The 18,622-nt window shown below is 64.7% G+C and carries 20 protein-coding genes; 1 reads left to right on the top strand and 19 read right to left on the bottom strand.

Features of this window, described 5'->3' with window-relative positions; genetic code table 11:
* Nucleotides 1-5: 5 nt before the first annotated feature.
* Genes EO245_RS12145 through EO245_RS12100 form a run of 10 tightly spaced genes read right to left on the bottom strand, consistent with a single transcriptional unit; the run spans nucleotide 6 to nucleotide 8,746 of the window.
* Nucleotides 6-236, bottom strand: coding sequence for a hypothetical protein (locus tag EO245_RS12145; RefSeq protein WP_128893177.1), 231 nt, complete (start codon nucleotides 234-236; stop codon nucleotides 6-8).
* Nucleotides 233-385 carry a cbb3-type cytochrome oxidase assembly protein CcoS gene (ccoS, locus tag EO245_RS12140; RefSeq protein WP_128893176.1) on the bottom strand — a complete coding sequence of 51 codons (153 nt, stop codon included), beginning with the start codon at nucleotides 383-385 and terminating at the stop codon, nucleotides 233-235. Before ccoS ends, EO245_RS12145 begins: the two co-directional genes overlap by 4 nt.
* On the bottom strand, nucleotides 382-2,505 hold the full coding sequence (locus EO245_RS12135; RefSeq protein ID WP_255416944.1) for a heavy metal translocating P-type ATPase: 2,124 nt from the start codon (nucleotides 2,503-2,505) through the stop codon (nucleotides 382-384). The genes ccoS and EO245_RS12135 overlap by 4 nt, the downstream gene beginning before the upstream one ends.
* On the bottom strand, nucleotides 2,502-2,951 hold the full coding sequence (locus tag EO245_RS12130) for a FixH family protein (protein ID WP_234026892.1): 450 nt from the start codon (nucleotides 2,949-2,951) through the stop codon (nucleotides 2,502-2,504). The genes EO245_RS12135 and EO245_RS12130 overlap by 4 nt, the downstream gene beginning before the upstream one ends.
* On the bottom strand, nucleotides 2,948-4,465 hold the full coding sequence (gene ccoG, locus EO245_RS12125; protein ID WP_128893174.1) for a cytochrome c oxidase accessory protein CcoG: 1,518 nt from the start codon (nucleotides 4,463-4,465) through the stop codon (nucleotides 2,948-2,950). The genes EO245_RS12130 and ccoG overlap by 4 nt, the downstream gene beginning before the upstream one ends.
* On the bottom strand, nucleotides 4,452-5,387 hold the full coding sequence (ccoP, locus tag EO245_RS12120) for a cytochrome-c oxidase, cbb3-type subunit III (protein ID WP_128893173.1): 936 nt from the start codon (nucleotides 5,385-5,387) through the stop codon (nucleotides 4,452-4,454). Before ccoP ends, ccoG begins: the two co-directional genes overlap by 14 nt.
* Nucleotides 5,377-5,541 carry a cbb3-type cytochrome c oxidase subunit 3 gene (locus tag EO245_RS12115; RefSeq protein ID WP_128893172.1) on the bottom strand — a complete coding sequence of 55 codons (165 nt, stop codon included), beginning with the start codon at nucleotides 5,539-5,541 and terminating at the stop codon, nucleotides 5,377-5,379. Before EO245_RS12115 ends, ccoP begins: the two co-directional genes overlap by 11 nt.
* Entirely contained in the window at nucleotides 5,538-6,284 is a 747-nt protein-coding gene (gene ccoO / locus EO245_RS12110) for a cytochrome-c oxidase, cbb3-type subunit II (protein ID WP_128893171.1), read from the bottom strand. Before ccoO ends, EO245_RS12115 begins: the two co-directional genes overlap by 4 nt.
* A 24-nt stretch (nucleotides 6,285-6,308) precedes the next feature.
* A complete protein-coding gene (gene ccoN / locus EO245_RS12105) occupies nucleotides 6,309-7,958 on the bottom strand; it encodes a cytochrome-c oxidase, cbb3-type subunit I (RefSeq protein ID WP_128893170.1) in 1,650 nt (549 codons plus the stop codon).
* Nucleotides 7,958-8,746 (bottom strand): helix-turn-helix domain-containing protein, encoded by a 789-nt coding sequence (locus tag EO245_RS12100; protein ID WP_128893169.1) that lies wholly within the window; start codon nucleotides 8,744-8,746, stop codon nucleotides 7,958-7,960. Before EO245_RS12100 ends, ccoN begins: the two co-directional genes overlap by 1 nt.
* 163 nt (nucleotides 8,747-8,909) lie before the next feature.
* Between EO245_RS12100 and EO245_RS12095 the strand changes: the two genes are divergently transcribed.
* Nucleotides 8,910-9,578, top strand: a complete 669-nt coding sequence (locus EO245_RS12095; RefSeq protein ID WP_128893168.1) for an OmpW family protein — start codon at nucleotides 8,910-8,912, stop codon at nucleotides 9,576-9,578.
* Between the two features lie 68 nt (nucleotides 9,579-9,646).
* Here the strand turns inward: EO245_RS12095 and EO245_RS12090 are convergent, their stop codons facing one another.
* From EO245_RS12090 to EO245_RS12050, 9 genes are all read right to left on the bottom strand, one after another.
* Nucleotides 9,647-10,657, bottom strand: a complete 1,011-nt coding sequence (locus EO245_RS12090) for a fumarylacetoacetate hydrolase family protein (RefSeq protein ID WP_128893167.1) — start codon at nucleotides 10,655-10,657, stop codon at nucleotides 9,647-9,649.
* The gene (gene maiA, locus EO245_RS12085; RefSeq protein WP_128893166.1) at nucleotides 10,654-11,301 is read right to left on the bottom strand and encodes a maleylacetoacetate isomerase; all 648 of its coding nucleotides are present in this window, start codon (nucleotides 11,299-11,301) and stop codon (nucleotides 10,654-10,656) included. Before maiA ends, EO245_RS12090 begins: the two co-directional genes overlap by 4 nt.
* Nucleotides 11,301-12,476, bottom strand: a complete 1,176-nt coding sequence (locus EO245_RS12080; RefSeq protein ID WP_128893566.1) for an acyl-CoA dehydrogenase — start codon at nucleotides 12,474-12,476, stop codon at nucleotides 11,301-11,303. Before EO245_RS12080 ends, maiA begins: the two co-directional genes overlap by 1 nt.
* A gap of 74 nt (nucleotides 12,477-12,550) precedes the next feature.
* Nucleotides 12,551-12,994, bottom strand: a complete 444-nt coding sequence (locus EO245_RS12075; protein WP_164931324.1) for a lasso peptide biosynthesis B2 protein — start codon at nucleotides 12,992-12,994, stop codon at nucleotides 12,551-12,553.
* A 10-nt stretch (nucleotides 12,995-13,004) separates the two neighbouring features.
* Nucleotides 13,005-14,942, bottom strand: coding sequence for an acetate--CoA ligase (acs, locus tag EO245_RS12070; protein WP_128893164.1), 1,938 nt, complete (start codon nucleotides 14,940-14,942; stop codon nucleotides 13,005-13,007).
* A 98-nt stretch (nucleotides 14,943-15,040) separates the two neighbouring features.
* Nucleotides 15,041-15,394, bottom strand: coding sequence for a response regulator (locus EO245_RS12065; RefSeq protein ID WP_128893163.1), 354 nt, complete (start codon nucleotides 15,392-15,394; stop codon nucleotides 15,041-15,043).
* A gap of 69 nt (nucleotides 15,395-15,463) precedes the next feature.
* Nucleotides 15,464-15,955 carry a hypothetical protein gene (locus EO245_RS12060; protein ID WP_128893162.1) on the bottom strand — a complete coding sequence of 164 codons (492 nt, stop codon included), beginning with the start codon at nucleotides 15,953-15,955 and terminating at the stop codon, nucleotides 15,464-15,466.
* Nucleotides 15,956-16,067: 112 nt separating this feature from the next.
* A complete protein-coding gene (locus EO245_RS12055; RefSeq protein WP_128893161.1) occupies nucleotides 16,068-16,811 on the bottom strand; it encodes an OmpA family protein in 744 nt (247 codons plus the stop codon).
* A 55-nt stretch (nucleotides 16,812-16,866) separates the two neighbouring features.
* Nucleotides 16,867-18,594 (bottom strand): VWA domain-containing protein, encoded by a 1,728-nt coding sequence (locus EO245_RS12050; protein WP_128893160.1) that lies wholly within the window; start codon nucleotides 18,592-18,594, stop codon nucleotides 16,867-16,869.
* Nucleotides 18,595-18,622: the final 28 nt, after the last annotated feature.

Below are 18,622 nucleotides of genomic sequence, written 5' to 3'. Positions count from 1 at the left end.
AGGGCTTATGCGAGCGGGTCGGCAGTGCGTCCTTGCGCTGGATCAAATTTCTTGCGGCATTGCGCCGCGTGGCACGCTTTTTCGTTGCACGGCGCAGGTTCGTCAGCCGGAAGATCGATCGGCAGTACGATCGAACCGCCACCGCACAGCTCGGCTACAAGGCCCGATGCCTCTACCGGCTGGGTCGGCAGGACGAGCGGCGCAAGGACGGCGATCGCGGCGAGCTTGCCGATCATCCTTCCATGTCCTCGTCGTCGATCAGGATGCGGTTGGCGGCGCCGTCGAGATCCTCGAACTGGCCGTCGCGCATGGCCCAGAAGAAGAAGGCAAGGCCAGCCGCGCCCATGCCGAGCGCGATGGGGATCAGGTAGGCAAGGACGCTCATTTGGCAGCTCCTGCAAGGCGTAGCGAATTGCCGACCACGATGATCGAGCTCATCGACATGGCGATGGCCGCGACCATCGGCGTGACCATCCCGAACAAAGCGAGGGGGATTGCGCAGACGTTGTAGATCACCGCGAAGGCGAAGTTCTGGCGCACGATGTCCATCGTTCGGCGTGCAACCTTGATCGACATGGCGACAGGCATGAGGCGGTCGCCGACGAAGACCGCATCGGCCGCTTGCTGGCTTGCATCGCTGGCCGTGCCGGGGGCGATCGAGGCGTGGGCGGCGGCAAGGGCAGGGCCGTCGTTCAGGCCATCCCCGACCATCAGCGGTTTGTGCCCGCCGGATTTCATCCCCTCGAGCCGTTCCAGTTTCTCTGCAGGGTTCTGCGCACCGGCCCATTCGAGGCCAAGTTCGTCCGCCACCTTTTCGACCGCGCGGCTGCTGTCGCCAGACATGATCTGCGAGGAAAGCCCCATGACGCCGAGCTTGCTCAGTGCCTCGGCCGCATCGGGGCGCAGCGGGTCGCTGAAACCGATGGTGCTGCGCCGCTCGCCGACAACGAGGTCGACGGCCATGGTGGCCTGGGCAGTGAGAGGCCTCTCGAGGCTTACCGGCATCTCGCCCAACCTGCCGCTGACACCCTTGCCGCCGGTTTCCGACACATCGGAAAGGTCGGCGGGCGTGACGCCGGCTGCGGCCAGCGTGCGGGCGAGGCCGCGGCTCAGCGGATGGCGGCTGGTCTGGGCCAGCGCATAGGCGATCGCGCGATCCTCGCTCGACAGGCCACCAAGGTCTGCGCGCGGTTCCCCGAGCGTCAGAGTGCCGGTCTTGTCGAAGACGACTGTGTCGACCTCGGCCAGCCGTTCGAGCGCGCTGCCGTCTTTCACCAGCAGCCCCCGCTTGAGGAGGGCATTGCTTGCGACCACCTGCGCCGCAGGAACCGCAAGGCCCAATGCACATGGGCAGGTGATTATGAGCACGGCGATAGCGATGATGAGCGACTGGTGCCAGCCGGCCCCGGCGATCATCCACCCGGCAAAGGCCAGCGCCGACAGCGAATGCACGGCAGGCGCGTAGAGGCGCGAAACGCGGTCGGCGATGCGCACGTAGCGGCTGCGCGACTGGCCCGCCTCGTCCATCAGCCGCGCGATCTCCGCGATGACGGTATCGCCCGATGCCGCCGTCACTTCGACCCGCACGGGATTGAGCAGGTTGATCGCGCCGGCATGGACCATGTCCCCGATCTCGACCGCATCCGGCGCGCTTTCGCCGGTCAGCATGGCATTGTCGATCGAACTTGCGCCCTCGATCACGCGCCCGTCCGCTGCGAGCGCTTCTCCCGCCGCGACGAGCATGACCATGCCGGGCTGGATATCGGCCGCCTCGACCCGCTTGATCGAGCCGTCGGGCTGGATGATCCCGGCGCTTCTCCCCATGCGCCCGAGCAGTGCGCCGATGCCGGCACGCGTGCGGCTGCGCATCGAGGCATCGAGCGTCCGGCCGGCGAGCAGGAAGAACAGCAGCATGACCGCACCGTCGAAATAGGCATGTTCGCCTGCCGTGAGCGTCTCGTAGACGCTAAGCGCGGTTGCGAGGAGCACGCCGATGGAAATCGGCACGTCCATGTTGGTGCGGCGATAGCGCAGCGCCATCAGGGCGGAGGAGAAGAACGGCTGCCCGCTATAGGCGACCACCGGAATGGCGATCACGGCGGAAAGCCAGTGGAACATCTCTTTCGTGACGCCGCCCGCACCCGACCACACGCTGACCGACAGCAGCATGATGTTCATCATGCCGAAGCCTGCGACGGCGAGGGCGCGGATCAGCTTCTTCGTCTCGCCCTGGTCTTCGGCAAGCGGGTTCTCCGATACCGCTTGCGCTTCGAAGCCAAGGTGCAGCAGCGCGTCGACCAACTCGTCCTCGCCGATTGCCGGGTCATGGCGAACCGCGACCCGCTTGGCGGAGAAATTGACCCGTGCCGCCTCGACCCCGTGCATTTCCGACAGGCCGCGTTCGATCTTCGCAATGCACCCTGCGCAGCGCATGCCGGGCACAGTCAGTCGCGTGTCGACCAGAGAGGTGCCCGATGCGGGGTCGAGAGTTACGTGCGCGGTCACGGGATGCGGTATTCCCGCGCCCAGTCGTCGCTTCCCGCCCCGATGTGCAGGCGCACGATCCAGCGACCGCCCGGGATGGCCTCTGCGCTCGAGAAGCTGCCTTTGCCCGTTTCGACGAGCGTCACATTGGTCATTTCCGGCTTGCCGATCGGTCGGCGCAGCTCGGCGCGCACTTCGGCACCTGCGGGCACGCCTTCGGTCAGTGCGGAGAGCTGGCCGCCTTCGACTCGCGCAACTTCTGCCGACCAGCCGAGCGCTTCCTGCTCGCGGGCTTCCTCGAGCCAGCCGTTGTACTTCTGGCTCGCGACGTAGGAGTTCTTCACGATCACCCCGCCGAAGCCGTTGGTCGCGGCTGCCGCCATGGCGAAATTGACCCCGACCACGATGGAAAAGCCGCCGACCATCACCATGGCCATGTGCCTGCCGGTAAATTCGCGTTGCATCATTGCTCTCCCGGGGTGGTGAAGCGGGTTTCGACCGTGTCGCTCTCCGCCTGCTCGTCGAGCGAGGTGAGGGTGAAGGTGAAATTCTGTGCCGCGCTGTCCGACGGGGCCATCACATAGGCGCGCACCGTGCGCGTCGCGTCTGCCGGGACGGTGATCGTCTGGCGCGCTGCCGCTTCGCCGCGGTCGATCGTGTCGGTCCAGAATACACCATTCGGCAGTCCGGCAACAGATACCGCCATGTCGCGCGGGCGGCTTTCCATGTTGCGCAGCTTGAGCGTGTAGGAATTGCGGATCGAACCGTCGCTCATCAGCATGTAGGGCGGGTTGCGGTCGGGCGAGACGGTGAGGTCGGTGTGCGAGCGCACGCCGAGCGCGAACAACAGCGCCGCGCCGATACCGCCCCAGACGGCGAAATAAATCAGCGTGCGGACATGCAACAGCGCCTTCCACGGAGGCCGCGCTTCGCCGCCCGCCGCTTCGCGCTCGCAATCCTCCAGCGTTGCATAGTCGATCAGCCCGCGCGGGCGACCGATGTCCTTCATGATCTTGTCGCAGGCATCGATGCACAGCGCGCAGGTGATGCAGCCGATTTGCGGGCCTTCGCGAATATCGATCCCCGTCGGACAGACCTGGACGCATTGCATGCAGTCGATGCAGTCGCCGAACTGGCCGGGGTTCTTTTCCGCCTTCTTGACGCTGCCGCGCGGTTCGCCGCGCCAGTCCTTGTAAGTGACGATGAGCGACTTCTCGTCGAGCATCGCAGTCTGGATGCGCGGCCAGGGGCACATGTAGATGCAAACCTGCTCGCGCATGAAGCCGCCGAAGATGAAGGTCGTCGCGGTCAGGATCGCGACCGTCGCATAGGCGACCGGCGCGGCCTCGAATGCGAAGAAGTCACGAAAGAGCGTCGGTGCGTCGGCGAAATAGAGAATCCATGCGCCGCCGGTGACGAAGCTGATCAGCAGGTAGATCGACCATTTGAAGCCGCGCCGGGCGATCTTGCCCGGGCCCCACGGCGCCTTGTCGAGCCGGTAGCGCGCATTGCGGTCGCCATCGACGAGGCGGTCGATATGCTGGAACACGTCGGTCCAGACGGTCTGCGGGCAGGCATAGCCGCACCATGCGCGCCCGACGGCGCTGGTGACGAGGAACAGCCCGATTCCCGCCATGATGAGCAGGCCGGCGACGAAATAGAATTCGTGCGGCCAGATCTCGATGCCGAACATGTAAAAACGGCGGTTGGCCAGATCGACCAGAACCGCCTGGTCCGGCGCATAGGGGCCGCGATCCCAGCGCAGCCACGGCGTCATGTAGTAGATCGCCAGCGTGACGATCATGACGAACCACTTGAAGCGGCGGAATGGCCCGTCGATCCGCTTGTTGTGGACCTGCTTGCGCGCTTCGTAGAGCTTTTCCGGCAGGTGCTGGCGAGGCGGCTCCTGCGGCGTGTGCCGCTGGGTCGCCGCCTCGGGCTCCGCTACTGCACTCGACAGGGTCTCGTCATTCGGCGGCATCGTCCGCTACCTCGGGGTTTTCGGTGGACATGATCGGCTCTGCAGCCGGCTCTTCGCCTCCCCCGAGCGAATAGACATAGGCGGTCAGCATCTTGATCGTCGGCGCGTCGAGGCGATCCTGCCAGGCGGGCATGGCGCCCATCTTCGGATTAAGGATCTGCGCCTTGATGTCGTCGCGCGTGCCGCCGCGCAGCCAGATCGCGTCATTGAGGCGCGGTGCACCCTGAGCCGTATCGCCCTGGCCCTGCGCACCGTGGCAGGCGACGCAGTTGTCGGCATAGAGCTGCGCTCCGACCGGATTGGACTGCGCCTTGCCGCTGAGCGACAGGACATGGTCGACGAGCGAATTCAGCTGGCCGCTGTCGAATGCGCCGGCGAACGGCGGCATGACGCTCTGGCGTTCCTCATTGTCCACCGGCTGCCGGATACCGTGGCTGATCGTGTAGTGGATGTCCTCCAGCGTACCGCCCCAGATCCAGGCATCGTCGTTGAGGTTCGGATAGCCGAGACGCTGGTTGCCCGCGCCGCCCGAGCCGTGACACTGGATGCAGTTCACGCGAAAAGCGGCCTGTCCGCCCGCTGCGGCCTGCTGGAACAGTTCCGGATTGTCGCGCAGCTTGACCACGTCGATCGCCGCCAGCTGCTCCTTGAAAGACTGGCGCGCCATGTCGGCGGCATCCATTTCCTTGGCGAGCTCGCCGCGGCTGGACCAGCCGAGCATCCCCTCGGTGCCCTTCTCGATCATCGGCCAGGCGGGGTAGGCCACGACATAGCCGACCGAGAACAGGATGGTCGCGTAGAAGGTCCACAGCCACCAGCGCGGCAGGGGCGTGTTGAGCTCCTCGATGCCGTCCCATTCGTGGCCGACGAATTCGGTGCCCGTCGGCTGGTCGATCCGCTTGTCGTCGGTCTTATTCGCCATGGTCTTGGTCCTCGAAGATCGAATTGGCTGCCGAGTGGTTGCGCTTGTGCGAGCCGGGCAGGAACGCCCAGCCGCACAGCACGAGGTAGAGCGTGAAAATCAGCGCCAGCCCGTAGCTGTCGGCGAAGTGGCGGAATGCGTCATAGAAGGTCATCGGCCCTTCTCCTCGGCGAGTTCTTCCTGTGCCGCGGCGCTGTTTACATCGACCAGCGTGCCGAGCATCTGGAGATAGGCGAGCAGGGCATCCATCTCGCTGACCTTGTTGGGATTGCCGTCGAAGTCGCGGATCTGCGCCTTCGGATAGCGTTCCTCCAGGTTGCCCGCGTCGAGATCGGGGTCGGCCTGGGCGATGAGGTCGCTATTGGCCTGCTCGATATCCTCGTCGGAATAGGGCACGCCCACGCGGCGAAGGGCGGTCAGCATTGCGCCGGCGTCCTTCACCTTGAGCTCGTTGTCCTTGAGGAAGCCGTATTGCGGCATGATGCTCTCGGGCACGACCGCCTGCGGGTTCTCGAGGTGCTGCACGTGCCATTCATCCGAATAGCGCCCGCCGACGCGCGCCAGGTCGGGCCCGGTGCGCTTCGATCCCCACTGGAACGGGTGGTCGTACATGCTTTCCGCCGCGAGGCTGTAATGGCCGTAGCGTTCGACCTCGTCTCGGAACGGGCGGATCATCTGGCTGTGACAGGTGTAGCACCCCTCACGGATGTAGATGTCGCGCCCGGCCTGCTCGAGCGGGCTGTAGGGCCGCACGCCTTCGACTTCCTCGATCGTGTTGTCGATCCAGAACAGCGGGGCGATTTCGACCACGCCGCCGATGGCAACGGTGACCAGTGTCGCTGCACCCAGCAGGGTGACGTTGCGTTCAAGCTTCTTGTGCTTTTCCGTCATGCTCATGGGAAGCAATCCTGCCTTTCGCGCTTATTCTGCCGGAGCGAGCGGACGGTCGGCCGCTTCGTCGTAGGTGGAGACGCCCATCGGAGCTTCATCGCGCAGCTTGCCGGCGATGGTCATCCAGATGTTGTAGGTCATGATGACCGCGCCCGAGAGGTAGAGCAGGCCGCCGAAGGCACGGGCGAGATACATCGGGTGCAGCGCCGCGACCGTATCGACGAAGCTGTTCACCAGGTATCCGTCGGCCCCGTATTCGCGCCACATCAGGCCCTGGGTCACGCCTGCGACCCACATGCTGGCGGCGTAGAAAACGATGCCGAGCGTCGCGAGCCAGAAGTGCCAGTTGATCATCCGCACCGAGTACAGCCGCTCGCGCTTCCACAGGCGGGGCACGAGGAAGTAGACGCAGGCGAAGGTGATCATGCCGTTCCAGCCAAGTGCGCCGGAGTGGACGTGGCCGATGGTCCAGTCGGTGTAGTGTGACAGGCTGTTGACCGACTTGATCGACAGCATCGGGCCTTCGAAGGTGCTCATCCCGTAGAAGGCGAGCGCGAGGACCATCATGCGGATGATCGGGTCGGTGCGGACCTTGTCCCATGCGCCGTTGAGCGTCATCAGGCCGTTGATCATGCCGCCCCAGCTGGGCATCCACAGCATGATCGAGAACACCATGCCGAGCGTCTGCGCCCAGTCCGGCAGGGCCGTGTAGTGAAGGTGGTGCGGACCTGCCCAGATGTAGAGGAAGATCAGCGACCAGAAGTGGATGATCGACAGGCGATAGCTGTAGATCGGTCGCTCGGCCTGTTTCGGCACGAAGTAGTACATCATCGCGAGGAAGCCCGCGGTGAGGAAGAAGCCGACCGCGTTATGGCCGTACCACCACTGCGTCAGCGCATCCTGAACCCCGGCGAAAGCGGAGTAGCTGCGCGAACCGAGCAGGCTGACCGGCATCGCCAGGTTGTTGACCACGTGCAGCATCGCCACGGTGACGATGAAGGCGAGGTAGAACCAGTTGGCGACGTAGATATGCGGTTCGTGACGGCGCAGGATCGTGCCGACGAAGACGATCAGGTAGCTCACCCACACGATCGTCAGCCACAGGTCGACGTACCACTCGGGCTCCGCATATTCCTTCGACTGGGTGATGCCGAGCAGGTAGCCGGTCGCCGCCAGCACGATGAACAGCTGGTAGCCCCAGAAGACGAAGCGGGCGAGCTTGGGAAACGCGAGTGTCGTGCGGCAGGTGCGCTGGACGACGTAGTAGCTCGTTGCGAGCAGCGCGTTCCCGCCGAATGCGAAGATCACTGCCGAAGTATGCAGCGGGCGCAGGCGTCCGAAGTTGAGGTAGGGCTCGAAATTGAGCTGCGGGAAGGTCAACTGGAGCGCGATGAATACGCCGGCGAGTAGGCCGGCGAGGCCCCAGAACATCGTCGCGATGACGCCCCAGCGGATGGGATCGTCGTCATAACGCGAAGGCCCCGGCGGCATGCCGAGGATGCTCTGCGCCTTGGCGACCGGATCGTACCGGTTGGCGCTCAAGACGATCATCACGAGCGCGAGCAGCGCGATAATGACCATATGCGCCGCGAACCCGCTGTCCGCCGCGCCCAGCATGGCTGCAATCGCCGCCAGCAAAATCAGAAACCAGAGGCCGATCCGGCCGAGTACCGCTTCCATCAGTATGACCCTCCTGTCGAGGTCGTCGCTAGGCCCCGGGCGGAACCGCTGCATTGATCTGCGTCAAATCTTGAGGCTTTCGCCTTTTCGGGTGCATCGCCCGCGAAATGGCCGGCGATCGCCGCCAGTTCGTCGAGGTTGCGAATGAGGATACCGGAGCGGCCCTGCGTCTCGATCAGCCCCACTTCGCGCAGCACGCCGAGCTGGCGGCTGACCGTCTCGATCGTGAGGCCGAGCGAGTCGCCGATGTCCTTGCGCGACATGGGCAGGTCGAGCCGGCAGGCACGGCCTGAATGAACGCCCACGCGCTCGCACATGATGAGGAGGAAATCGGCCAGACGCTCCTGCGCGGTCTTGCGACCGAGCCCAACCGCCTTGTCGCGGCAACGATGCAGCGCCGTGCGCAAACGGTCGTGAAGCGCGCGCGCGACGCTCGCTTCGGAAGCCGTCTGGTCGAAGAATTCGCGAGCCGGGAAATAGAGCAGTTCCCCCGCTTCCAGGCCCGTCAGGCGATAGCTGTGGAGCGCCTCTTTCGGGATCGAGACGAGGTCGCCGCCGAAGTGGAAGGCGACGATCTGCTCGCGGTTGTCGGAGGCCTTCGCGACCAGCTTGGTCGAACCGCCCGCGATGTAGGCAATGAGGTCGATCGAACGGTCGAGATCGGCGGTCTGGCCCTTCTCGATCGGGCAGGTCCGGGACAGCGGTTCAAGCGCGGCGCCCAGCCGACACCCCGGCTCGAGGCCGAATGCCGACCGCATGAATGTTTCGAATGCGCTGCGTGTTCCCATGGCCTCCTGCCCCTGGCTCGATGGGATGCAGATGGTCCGGAAAAGCTTTGCTGTCTTTGACGCGGATCAATGAACGGCCTTTGCGAATCCGCCATTCAGGCTCCGACGCCGCAATCACCCTGGGTCACACAGTGTGACCGCTGCGGCGCTGGGAAGACATGAGATGAAACTGTATCTTTCGACTGCGATCGCAGCCGTCGCCATGCTGTCGGCCCCGGCGGCCGCGCGTGCCGAAGCCGGTGATTTCCAGGCGAAACTGTTCGTCACCGGGGTCCTGCCTGACGGCAAGATCACCGATGTGCGCACCGACATCGTCGGCCTGCCCGCGAACACGCAGACCAAGGCGAATGACAATATCGTCCCCACGGTCGCGATCGAATACTTCGTCACCGACAACTTCTCGATCGAGACGATCTGCTGCGTCACGCAGCACGATGTCGACGGCACGACCGGCCTGCCGGGCGCCGAGCTGGTGTCCGATGCCAAGGTCATTCCGGCTACGGTGACCGCCAAGCTCCATTTCGATGCCGGCGGCATCAAGCCCTACGTCGGCGCAGGTCCGACCTATTTCATCTGGATCGACGAACAGCCGGGTGCTGCCACCCTGCCGCTCGGAGTGACCGACTTCGACATGTCCAACGAGCTGGGCCTTGCCGTGCAGGCGGGCGTCGACGTGCCGCTCAACGAGAACGGCCTCGGCTTCAGCATCGATGCCAAGCGCTATTTCGTCGACACGACTGCGCGCTGGTTTGCCGGCAATACGCTCGCCATCGAGACCGAACACAAGATCGACCCTTGGGTTGTGAGCGCGGGCCTTTCCCTCCGTTTTTGAGGCCTGACGCAAGCAAAAGGGCGCGGGGAGCGAGACCCCCGCGCCCTTTTTTCATGCCCTCGCGATGATCAGGCCTGGACGACCTTCTGTTCGATCGCACCGAAGATCGAATGGCCGTGTTCGTCGTCCATCCAGATGCGCACGGTATCGCCCGGTGCCATGAAACGGGTCTTGGGCTCGCCGTCGTAGATCGTCTCGATCATGCGGATTTCCGCGATGCAGCTGTAGCCTGCGCCGCCTTCGCTGACCGGCTTGCCGGGGCCGCCGTCTTCGCCCTTGTTCGAGATCGTACCCGACCCGATGATCGCGCCCGCGCCGAGGTTGCGGGTCTTGGCCGCATGCGAGACCAGATCGGCGAGGTTGAAGGTCGCATCCTCCGCCACTTCCGCGCGGCCGAACGGCTCGCCGTTGTAATCGACCTTGAGCGGGTGGGCGATGACGCTGTTCTGCCAGGCATCGCCCAGCTCGTCAGGCGTGACGGCAACGGGCGAGAAAGCGGTGGCGGGCTTGGACTGGAAGAAGCCGAAGCCCTTTGCGAGTTCGCCCGGGATGAGGCCGCGAAGCGAGACGTCGTTGACGAGCATCAGCAGCTTGATGTGACCGGCCGCATCTTCGGGCGAGGTGCCCATCGGCACATCGTCGGTGATGCAGGCGATCTCGCCTTCCATGTCGCAGCCCCATGCAGTGTCCTTGAGCGGAATGTCACCGCGCGGGGGCAGGAAATCGTCGCTGCCGCCCTGGTACATCAGCGGGTCGTGGTAGAAGCTCTCCGGCACCTCGGCACCGCGCGCCTTGCGCACCAGTTCGACGTGATTGATGTAGGCCGAGCCGTCGGCCCACTGGTAGGCGCGCGGCAGCGGGGAGTGCGCCTCGCGTTCGTGGAAACGCTCGCAAGGGACCGTCTGGTGCTCGACATCGCGGTAGAGCGCGTCGAGTTTCGGCGCGACCTCGTCCCAGTTGTCGAGCGCATATTGCATGGTCGGCGCGATATTGTCCGCCGCGCAGTAGCGGGTGATGTCCTTGGACACGACGACGAGCTTGCCGTCGCGGGTTCCATCGTTGAGCGATGCGAGTTTCATTGGGCCGTCCTTTCGGGGTTGTCCGGCTGGTTATCGGGGTGGGCGCGCTGGAAGGCGGGCAGGGCAAGGCAGGCCCGCTCGATCCGCTCCATGCGCGGCTTGTCTGAAAAGTCGAATGAGAAGCGGCGCGCGTTGTACATCTGCGGCAGCAGGCAGACCTCGAAGAAGCCGGGCCCGTCGAACAGGAAATCGCCGCTGCCGACCTGCTCCAGCCGCTTCTCCAGCGGGTCGAGCGTGCGGGCGAGCCAGTGGCGGTACCATTCGCCGATCTCTTCCTGCGACTTGCCGTATTCGCTGCCGAGGTACTTGAGGATCGGCAGGTTTAGCGGCGCGTGCAGCTCGGTCGCGATGGCATAGGCCAGTTCGCGCGCGGTGTAGCGGTCTTCGATATCCGTCGGCAGCAGTGCAGGCTCTGGGTAGGCTTCGTCGAGCCACTCGATGAGCGCCATCGATTGCGCCCGGTCGCGCCCGTCCGCTTCGAGCATCGGCACGCTGCCGAAAGCGTTGCGGCTGGTGAAGTCCTTCGCCTTCTGCTCGGACTGCAGCAGGTTGACCGGAATATTCTCGTATTCCAGCCCCTTGAGTTCGAGCGCGATGCGCAGGCGGAAGCTCGTCGAGCTGCGGTAGTAGCCGTAAAGCTTCATCAGAAGGCCGAGATGCCGGTCACCGCGCGTCCGAGGATCAGCGCATGGACGTCATGCGTGCCCTCGTAGGTGTTGACCGTCTCGAGGTTCACCATGTGGCGGATGACCTGGTATTCGTCGCTGATGCCGTTGCCGCCGTGCATGTCGCGCGCGTGGCGGGCGATTTCGAGCGCCTTGCCCACGTTGTTGCGCTTCACGATCGAGATCATGTCCGGGGCGAAGCGGCCCTCGTCCATCAGGCGACCGACGCGCAGGGATCCCTGCAGGCCGAGTGCGATTTCGCTCATCATGTTGGCGAGCTTGAGCTGGTAGAGCTGCTTGCTAGCGAGCGGCACGCCGAACTGGTGACGGTCGAGGCCGTACTGGCGCGCGGCGTGGAGGCAGAATTCCGCCGCGCCCATCGCGCCCCAGCTGATGCCGTAGCGCGCGCGGTTGAGGCAACCGAACGGCCCCTTGAGACCCTGGACATTGGGCAGCAGCGCATCCGCGCCGACCTTCACATCGTCCATCACGATCATGCCGGTTGTCGAGGCGCGGAGGCTGACCTTGCCTTCGATCTTGGGGGCGGAAAGGCCCTTCATGCCCTTTTCGAGAACGAAGCCGCGAATGCCGCCGCCATGCTCCTCGCTCTTCGCCCAAACGACGAAAACATCCGCGAAAGGCGAGTTCGAGATCCAGGTCTTCGACCCGTTGAGGACGTAACCGTCGCCGTCCTTCTTGGCATGGGTCTTCATTCCGGCCGGGTCGGAGCCTGCGTCGGGTTCGGTAAGGCCGAAGCAGCCGATCAGCTCGCCGCTGGCAAGGCCGGGGAGGTACTTGCGGCGCTGTTCTTCCGAGCCGTAGGCATGGATCGGATACATCACGAGGCTCGACTGGACCGAGGCCATCGAGCGATAGCCGCTGTCGACCCGCTCGATCTCGCGCGCGATCAGGCCGTAGGCGACATAGCTGGCGCCTGCACCGCCATATTCTTCCGGCACCGTTGCGCCGAGGAGACCGGCCTGTCCGAACAGCGGGAACAGCTCGGGCGCGTCGACTTCATGACGGAATGCATCCTGCACGCGGGTCTGCAATTCGCTCTGCGCGAAGGCATGCGCGGTGTCGCGAATCATCCGCTCGTCTTCGGTAAGCTGGGATTCCAGGTCGAAGGGATCTTCCCAATTGAACGGCACCATTCCGGCCACGGTATTCTCCTGCGTTATCGTTTGCCCGCCCAATGCCCATTTGCGGGGCTGAGGGCAACCATTCGTCAGGCAGTGCGACGCTCGAAAGTGACGAAATTTTCCTCGTCGCAGTGGCCGGTCACCCATGTCCGCCCGGCCTTGAGCCAGGCGTGGAATTCGCGGTCCTCTTCCGCCGCCATCCGTGTGCCGAGGTAAAGCTGCGTCGCAACCCCGCGCCGGGCGAGCATCCAGCGCGCTGCAAGCGCCTGCGGCAGGCAGATGAGTTCGACCGGAGTGTTGCGAACTGCCCGTGATATCGAGCGGGCGACCAGCTTCACCGCCTCGCGCTCGCTCTCGTCCAACGGCTCCAAAGTCCCTTTCGCCTCGATCCCGTCGGCGATGTGTTTGCGCCAATGCTTGAGCGGCACGAGGAGCACCAGCAGCCGCGCCCACAGCAGGCAAGCCATCGCCTCCGCATAGCCCGCCCACTCGGCGCGCGGCATGGAGGCCATGGTTTTCAGCTTGGGCATGGCAGCGTGGCTACTTCGGGCGGTTGGCGAGCAGGTCATCGACTACCGAAGGATCGGCCAGCGTCGAGGTATCGCCGAGATTGCCGGTGTCGTTCTCTGCAATCTTGCGCAGGATGCGGCGCATGATCTTGCCGGAACGAGTCTTTGGCAGGCCAGGCGCGAATTGCAGCACGTCCGGCGTGGCGATCGGGCCGATTTCCTTGCGGACCCACTGCACCAGTTCCTTGCGCAGTTCGTCTGTATCCTCGGTCCCGGCATTGGTCGTGACATAGGCGTAGATGCCCTGTCCCTTCACATCGTGCGGCATGCCAACGACGGCAGCTTCGGCAACGGAAGGATGCTCGACCAGAGCGCTTTCGACCTCGGCGGTGCCCATGCGGTGGCCGGAGACATTGATCACGTCGTCGATGCGGCCGGTGATCCAGTAATAGCCATCCTCGTCGCGGCGGCAGCCGTCGCCGGTGAAATAGTAACCGGGATACTGGCTGAAATAGGTATCGAAGAAGCGCTGGTGGTCGCCATAGACGGTGCGCATCTGTCCCGGCCAGCTATCGGTGATGACGAGCGCGCCCGAAGTCGCTCCCTCCAGCATCTTGCCGCTTTCCGGATCGAGCACGGCTGGCTGCACCCCGAACATCGGCTTGGATGCACTGCCGGGCTTGAGATCGGTCGCACCGGGCAGCGGCGTAATCATCGCGCCGCCGGTTTCGGTCTGCCACCAGGTATCGACGATCGGGCAGCGCCGCTCGCCGACGACGCGGTGATACCAGTCCCACGCCTCGGGATTGATCGGCTCGCCGACCGAGCCGAGCAGGCGTAGCGACTTGCGGCTGGTCTTCGTCACCCACTCGTCGCCTTCGCGCATCAGGGCGCGCAGGGCGGTCGGGGCGGCGTAGAAAATCTCGACCTCGTATTTGTCGACCACCTGCCAGAAGCGCGAATGGTCGGGGAAGTTCGGCACGCCTTCGAACATCACCTGCGTCGCACCATTGAGCAGCGGCCCGTAGACGACGTAGCTGTGGCCGGTGACCCAGCCGACGTCAGCCGCGCACCAGTAGACCTGGCCCGGGCGGTAGTCGAAGACGTACTGGTGCGTCATGCTGGTCCACACGGCATAGCCGCCGGTGGTGTGCATCACGCCCTTGGGCTTGCCGGTCGAACCGCTGGTGTAGAGGATGAAGAGCGGGTCTTCAGCATCCATCACTTCCGGCTCGCACTCGTCGGACTGATCGGCGACGGCATCGCTCCACCAGATGTCGCGGCCATCCTCCATCGCGACGTCGGCCTGCGTGTGGCGCAGCACGATGACGCGGCTGACCGGCACTTTCTCGAGCGCCGCATCGACATTGGCTTTGAGCGGAACCGTCTTGCCGCCGCGCAGGCCTTCATCGGCGGTGATGACGATATCGGATTTGCAATCATCGATCCTGCCGGACAGCGCTTCTGGCGAGAAACCGGCAAATACTACCGAGTGGATCGCCCCGATCCGCGCGCAGGCGAGCATGGCGATCGCGGCTTCGGGGACCATGGGCAGGTAGATGGTGACGCGGTCGCCCTTCTTCACGCCATTGGCGCGCAGGGCATTGGCGAACCGGCAAACCTCGCGGTGGAGGTCGGCATAGGTCAGCTTGCGTGAAGGGGTGGAGGGATCATCCGGCTCCCACAGGATGGCGACCCTGTCGCTATTTTCGGCAAGGTGGCGGTCGAGCGCGTTGGCGCAGATGTTGAGCTTGCCGCCTTCGAACCAGCGGATGTGAAAGTCGTCCTTGTCGTAGGACGTGTCCTTGACCGTCTCGAACGGCTGGATCCAGTCGATCCGCGCCGCTTCCTCGCGCCAGAATGCGTCGATGTCTGAGATCGAACGGCGGTATTTCTCGGCGTAACGCTCGGCATCGACCAGCGCGCCGCGCGCCCATTCTTCAGGGACCGGAAACAAAGCGTCGCTCATCAGATTCTCCCATCTCGCATGTTTTGCGAAGGGGATAGAGCAGAGCAGGAGATCAGGCCAGATGCGACCTGAGCGAAAATCGCGACGCTTGGTCGGGGTCAGGCGAGGGCCTGCTGGACCTTGTCGATGATCTCGTTCGGCGGGCAGGGTTTCGAGCAGGCGATCGCATCGGGATAACGCTGCTTCATTTCCTCCGCCGAGTAATTGCCCGAGTGGAAGATGATCGGCACATTCTCCGCCATGAGCTTTTCAGCCAGCGGGAAAACGTCCCCGTCATCGAGCTGCACGTCGAGGATGGCGAGGTCGGGCCGGTGCTTCTGAAGCGCCAGCATGGCAGACGAAATGTTCGGGTGCGGACCCTCGATCGCGAAACCCGCTTCGGACACGGTATCGCAAAGATCGTGGGCAACAATGAACTCGTCTTCTGCGACGAGTACGCGTGGAATCGACATGGCTCTCCCCTTCATCCCTCGGCGTCCCTGAGAAATGAAATGGGCGAAACGCGATTTCGTTCCGGCAAGCTACATCCGGCCGAACTGGCTCTCGTAACCCTGCGTGTCGCCGGCAGCGAGGAACTTGGCCTGGGCGACCCAGTTGTCGCGCTCGATGCGGCCTTCGAAACGGCCCAGCTTGGCGTCGATTTCGGCGATGTCCGCATCGCTCCAACCCGCAATCTGCTCGAACCGGGTTACGCCGAGCGTCGCCAGCAAATCCCGCAGCTTGGGGCCGACGCCCTTGATGCGGGTGAGGTCGTCCCCGTCGTCGGTGCTTGCCGCCGGTACAGGTACCGGAGAGGGTTCGGCAACCGGCTGCGGCGGCGTCGAAGCGGCGGGTGCCGCGTCGATCAGTGCCTGGTTGCGCGCCGCCGGGCCCTTGCCCTCGTCGAGCACGTCGGTCTTGTCCGTCTCGACCCGCGTACGGCGCGAGGCGACGAAGATGTACCAGGCAATGACGATCCCGATAACGAGCGCGGCGACTAGCACCGGCCAATAGGTTTCGAGCAGTTCGGGCATGGGTATCAGTCTCCTCGTGTCTCGTCGTCACGGCCCCACAGGCCCCACCCGATCGCAAGGCCCGCCGCATAGGCGAGCAGGGCGAGCACAACGACTTCGAACCAGATCGGCATCAGCGTGCTCCCGGCGTGTCGACAGGTGTCGGGGTGAGCGGAACCGTCGAAATGACGGAAAATTCGATACGGCGGTTGGCCGGGTCCGACGGGTCGAGGCCTTCGACCGGCTCGCTCGATCCGACACCGCGAGCGCGCAGGCCGTCGCGCGGGATGCCCCGGCTCACCAGTGCCTCGCGAACGGCCCGGGCGCGGTCGAGCGACAGGGCGATATTGCCCGGCTCAGGGCCGGATGCGTCGGTGTGGCCGGTGACCGCGATGATGCTGCCGAGGCAGGGGCGCAGCGCGGTCGCGACCTCGTCGACCAGCTCGCGGCTGGCGGCCTCGATCTCGGCGGAGGATTCCTCGAAGCGGATCGTGCGGGCGCGCAGCAGCGCTTCGACATCGTCCTGGCAATGGGTCGGGGCGAAAACTTCCTCGTCGCTCTCCGCCTGGATCGTGCCGTCGCTCCAGACGACACCGCCGACGCCGCGAACGCGGGCAACGGCGCGCGCTGCCTTGGCGCGGTCCTGTTCGGTCAACTCTTCGCCGCCGCGCAGGATGGGATGGCGGGTCGGCGATTTGCCTTCGCCCAAACCGAAGTCGGCTTCCACAACCGGTGTCCCGGCTTCCTCCAAGGCGGCTGCGGCACCTTGTGCCAGGCGCTGCGCCAACGCGTCCTGGGATGAGCGCGCGGAACCCAGCGCGGCAACCGCGCAAACGATGGCGCCGATGATGATCGCGAGTGAAGGCCGGACGGACATGGCGGTGCTTTAGCCATGCCGGACGCATGCGAAAAGAGGGGTTTGCCCGCTTTCGTCAGCCGCCTTTGCGAACGGCGTCCATTCCCTCCGCCACGCCGACCAGCTTGCGGAATTCCTGGCGGTAGAAGTCTTTCTGGCCGCCGGACATGCGCACGATGTCGTCGTAGTCGAACTCGCCCATCAGCTTGTCGTCGCGCAGCTTCTGCCCGAAGGCGGCAACCGCGACGGCGAAGGCGAAGTCGCCCTTCGGCGCACGGGCGTCCCGCAGCATCGAGGCAGGAATAGCGCTCTGGACGAGGCGCGATTTCTCTCCGTCCGGCAGCTTGTAGCGCAGCTTCACGAAGGCGGCTTCCTCCGCCTTGTCAAAGGCCGTCTGCGGCACGGCGTCCTCGTAGCGGCGCTTCTCGATCCATCCGGTCGAACCGGCAGGGACGATTTCGTAGATCGCGGTGACCTGGTGACCGGCTCCGATATCGCCTGCATCGACCGCGTCATTGCTGAAGTCCTCTTCGCGCAGCGCACGGTTCTCATAGCCGATCAGGCGATACTGGCTGACGACGGCGGGATTGAACTCGACCTGGATCTTCACGTCCTTGGCAATGGTGAAGAGCGTTGCGCCCATCTCCTCGCCGAGCACCTTGCGAGCCTCGAGCGCGCTGTCGATGTAGGCGTAATTGCCGTTTCCGTGATTGGCGAGCTGCTCCATCAGCGCTTCATTGTAGTTGCCCGTGCCGAAGCCGAGCGTGGTCAGCGTGATTCCGGTCTCGCGCTTTTCCTCGATCAGTTCGACGAGGCGGTCGCGGTCGGACACACCTACGTTGAAGTCCCCGTCGGTCGCGAGGATCACGCGGTTGACCCCGCCGTCGATCCGGTTCGCTTCGGCAACGCGGTAGGCGAGTTCGATACCGGCGCCGCCAGCGGTCGAGCCGCCCGCGCGCAGATCGTCGATCGCGTTCTTGATTTCGGACGGGTTGCTCGTCGCATCGAGGACGAGGCCGGCTGCTCCGGCATAGACGACGATGGAGACACGGTCGCGTTTGCCCAGCTGGTTGACGAGACCGCGCATGGCGGTGCGTACCAGGGGCAGCTTGTCGGGACTGTTCATCGAGCCCGATACGTCGAGCAGGAAGACGAGGTTCGCCGGCGGGCGGCTGTCTTCCGGCATTTCGTATCCGCGCAGCCCGATCCGCATCAGCCGGGTCTCCGGGTTCCACGGCGTCACCGCCATGTCGGTCGAGACGCTGAACGGCATCTCCCGGCTGTCGGGAAGCGCGTAGTCGTAGCGGAAGTAGTTGATCAGTTCCTCGGTCCGCACAGCTGCGCGCGGAGGCATCTGGCCCTGCGTCAGGAATCGGCGGGTATTGGCATAGGCACCGGTATCGACATCGACCGAGAAGGTGGAAACCGGCTCGGCCGTGGCGATCCTGACCGGCGAGACTTCTTCGCCGTCATACTGTTCGCGGCCTGGATCGGTGGCGACGAATACCGGCGGGAAATAGCGATATCCGGGCATGGCACTCGGGCTGTCGGGATCGGCGGCAGTGGCTTCAGCAGCGTCGGCCTGGACGAAGCCCTGGGTCGGCGCGAGCGCGGTGCGCGCGGCTCCGTTCTGGATGCGCGATCCGGTAACGACCACCCTGTTGGGTGGCGGGGTAGGCGCGGGCGGCGGGGCGTAGGCTTCGGGTTGGCCTTTGGTCGATGCGACGTCCTGCGTCTCTTGTGTTGCGCAGCCCGATACCAGCGCGACCATCGAAATAGCGAAAACCAGACGCGATGCCTGCATTGCCTCACTCCCTTTGCAGTCCCATGCA

Source organism: Erythrobacter sp. HKB08 (assembly GCF_004114695.1).
Lineage (GTDB): Bacteria > Pseudomonadota > Alphaproteobacteria > Sphingomonadales > Sphingomonadaceae > Parerythrobacter_A.
Note: the sequence above shows the minus strand (reverse complement) of the source record. Positions and strands in the feature narration are given on the sequence as shown.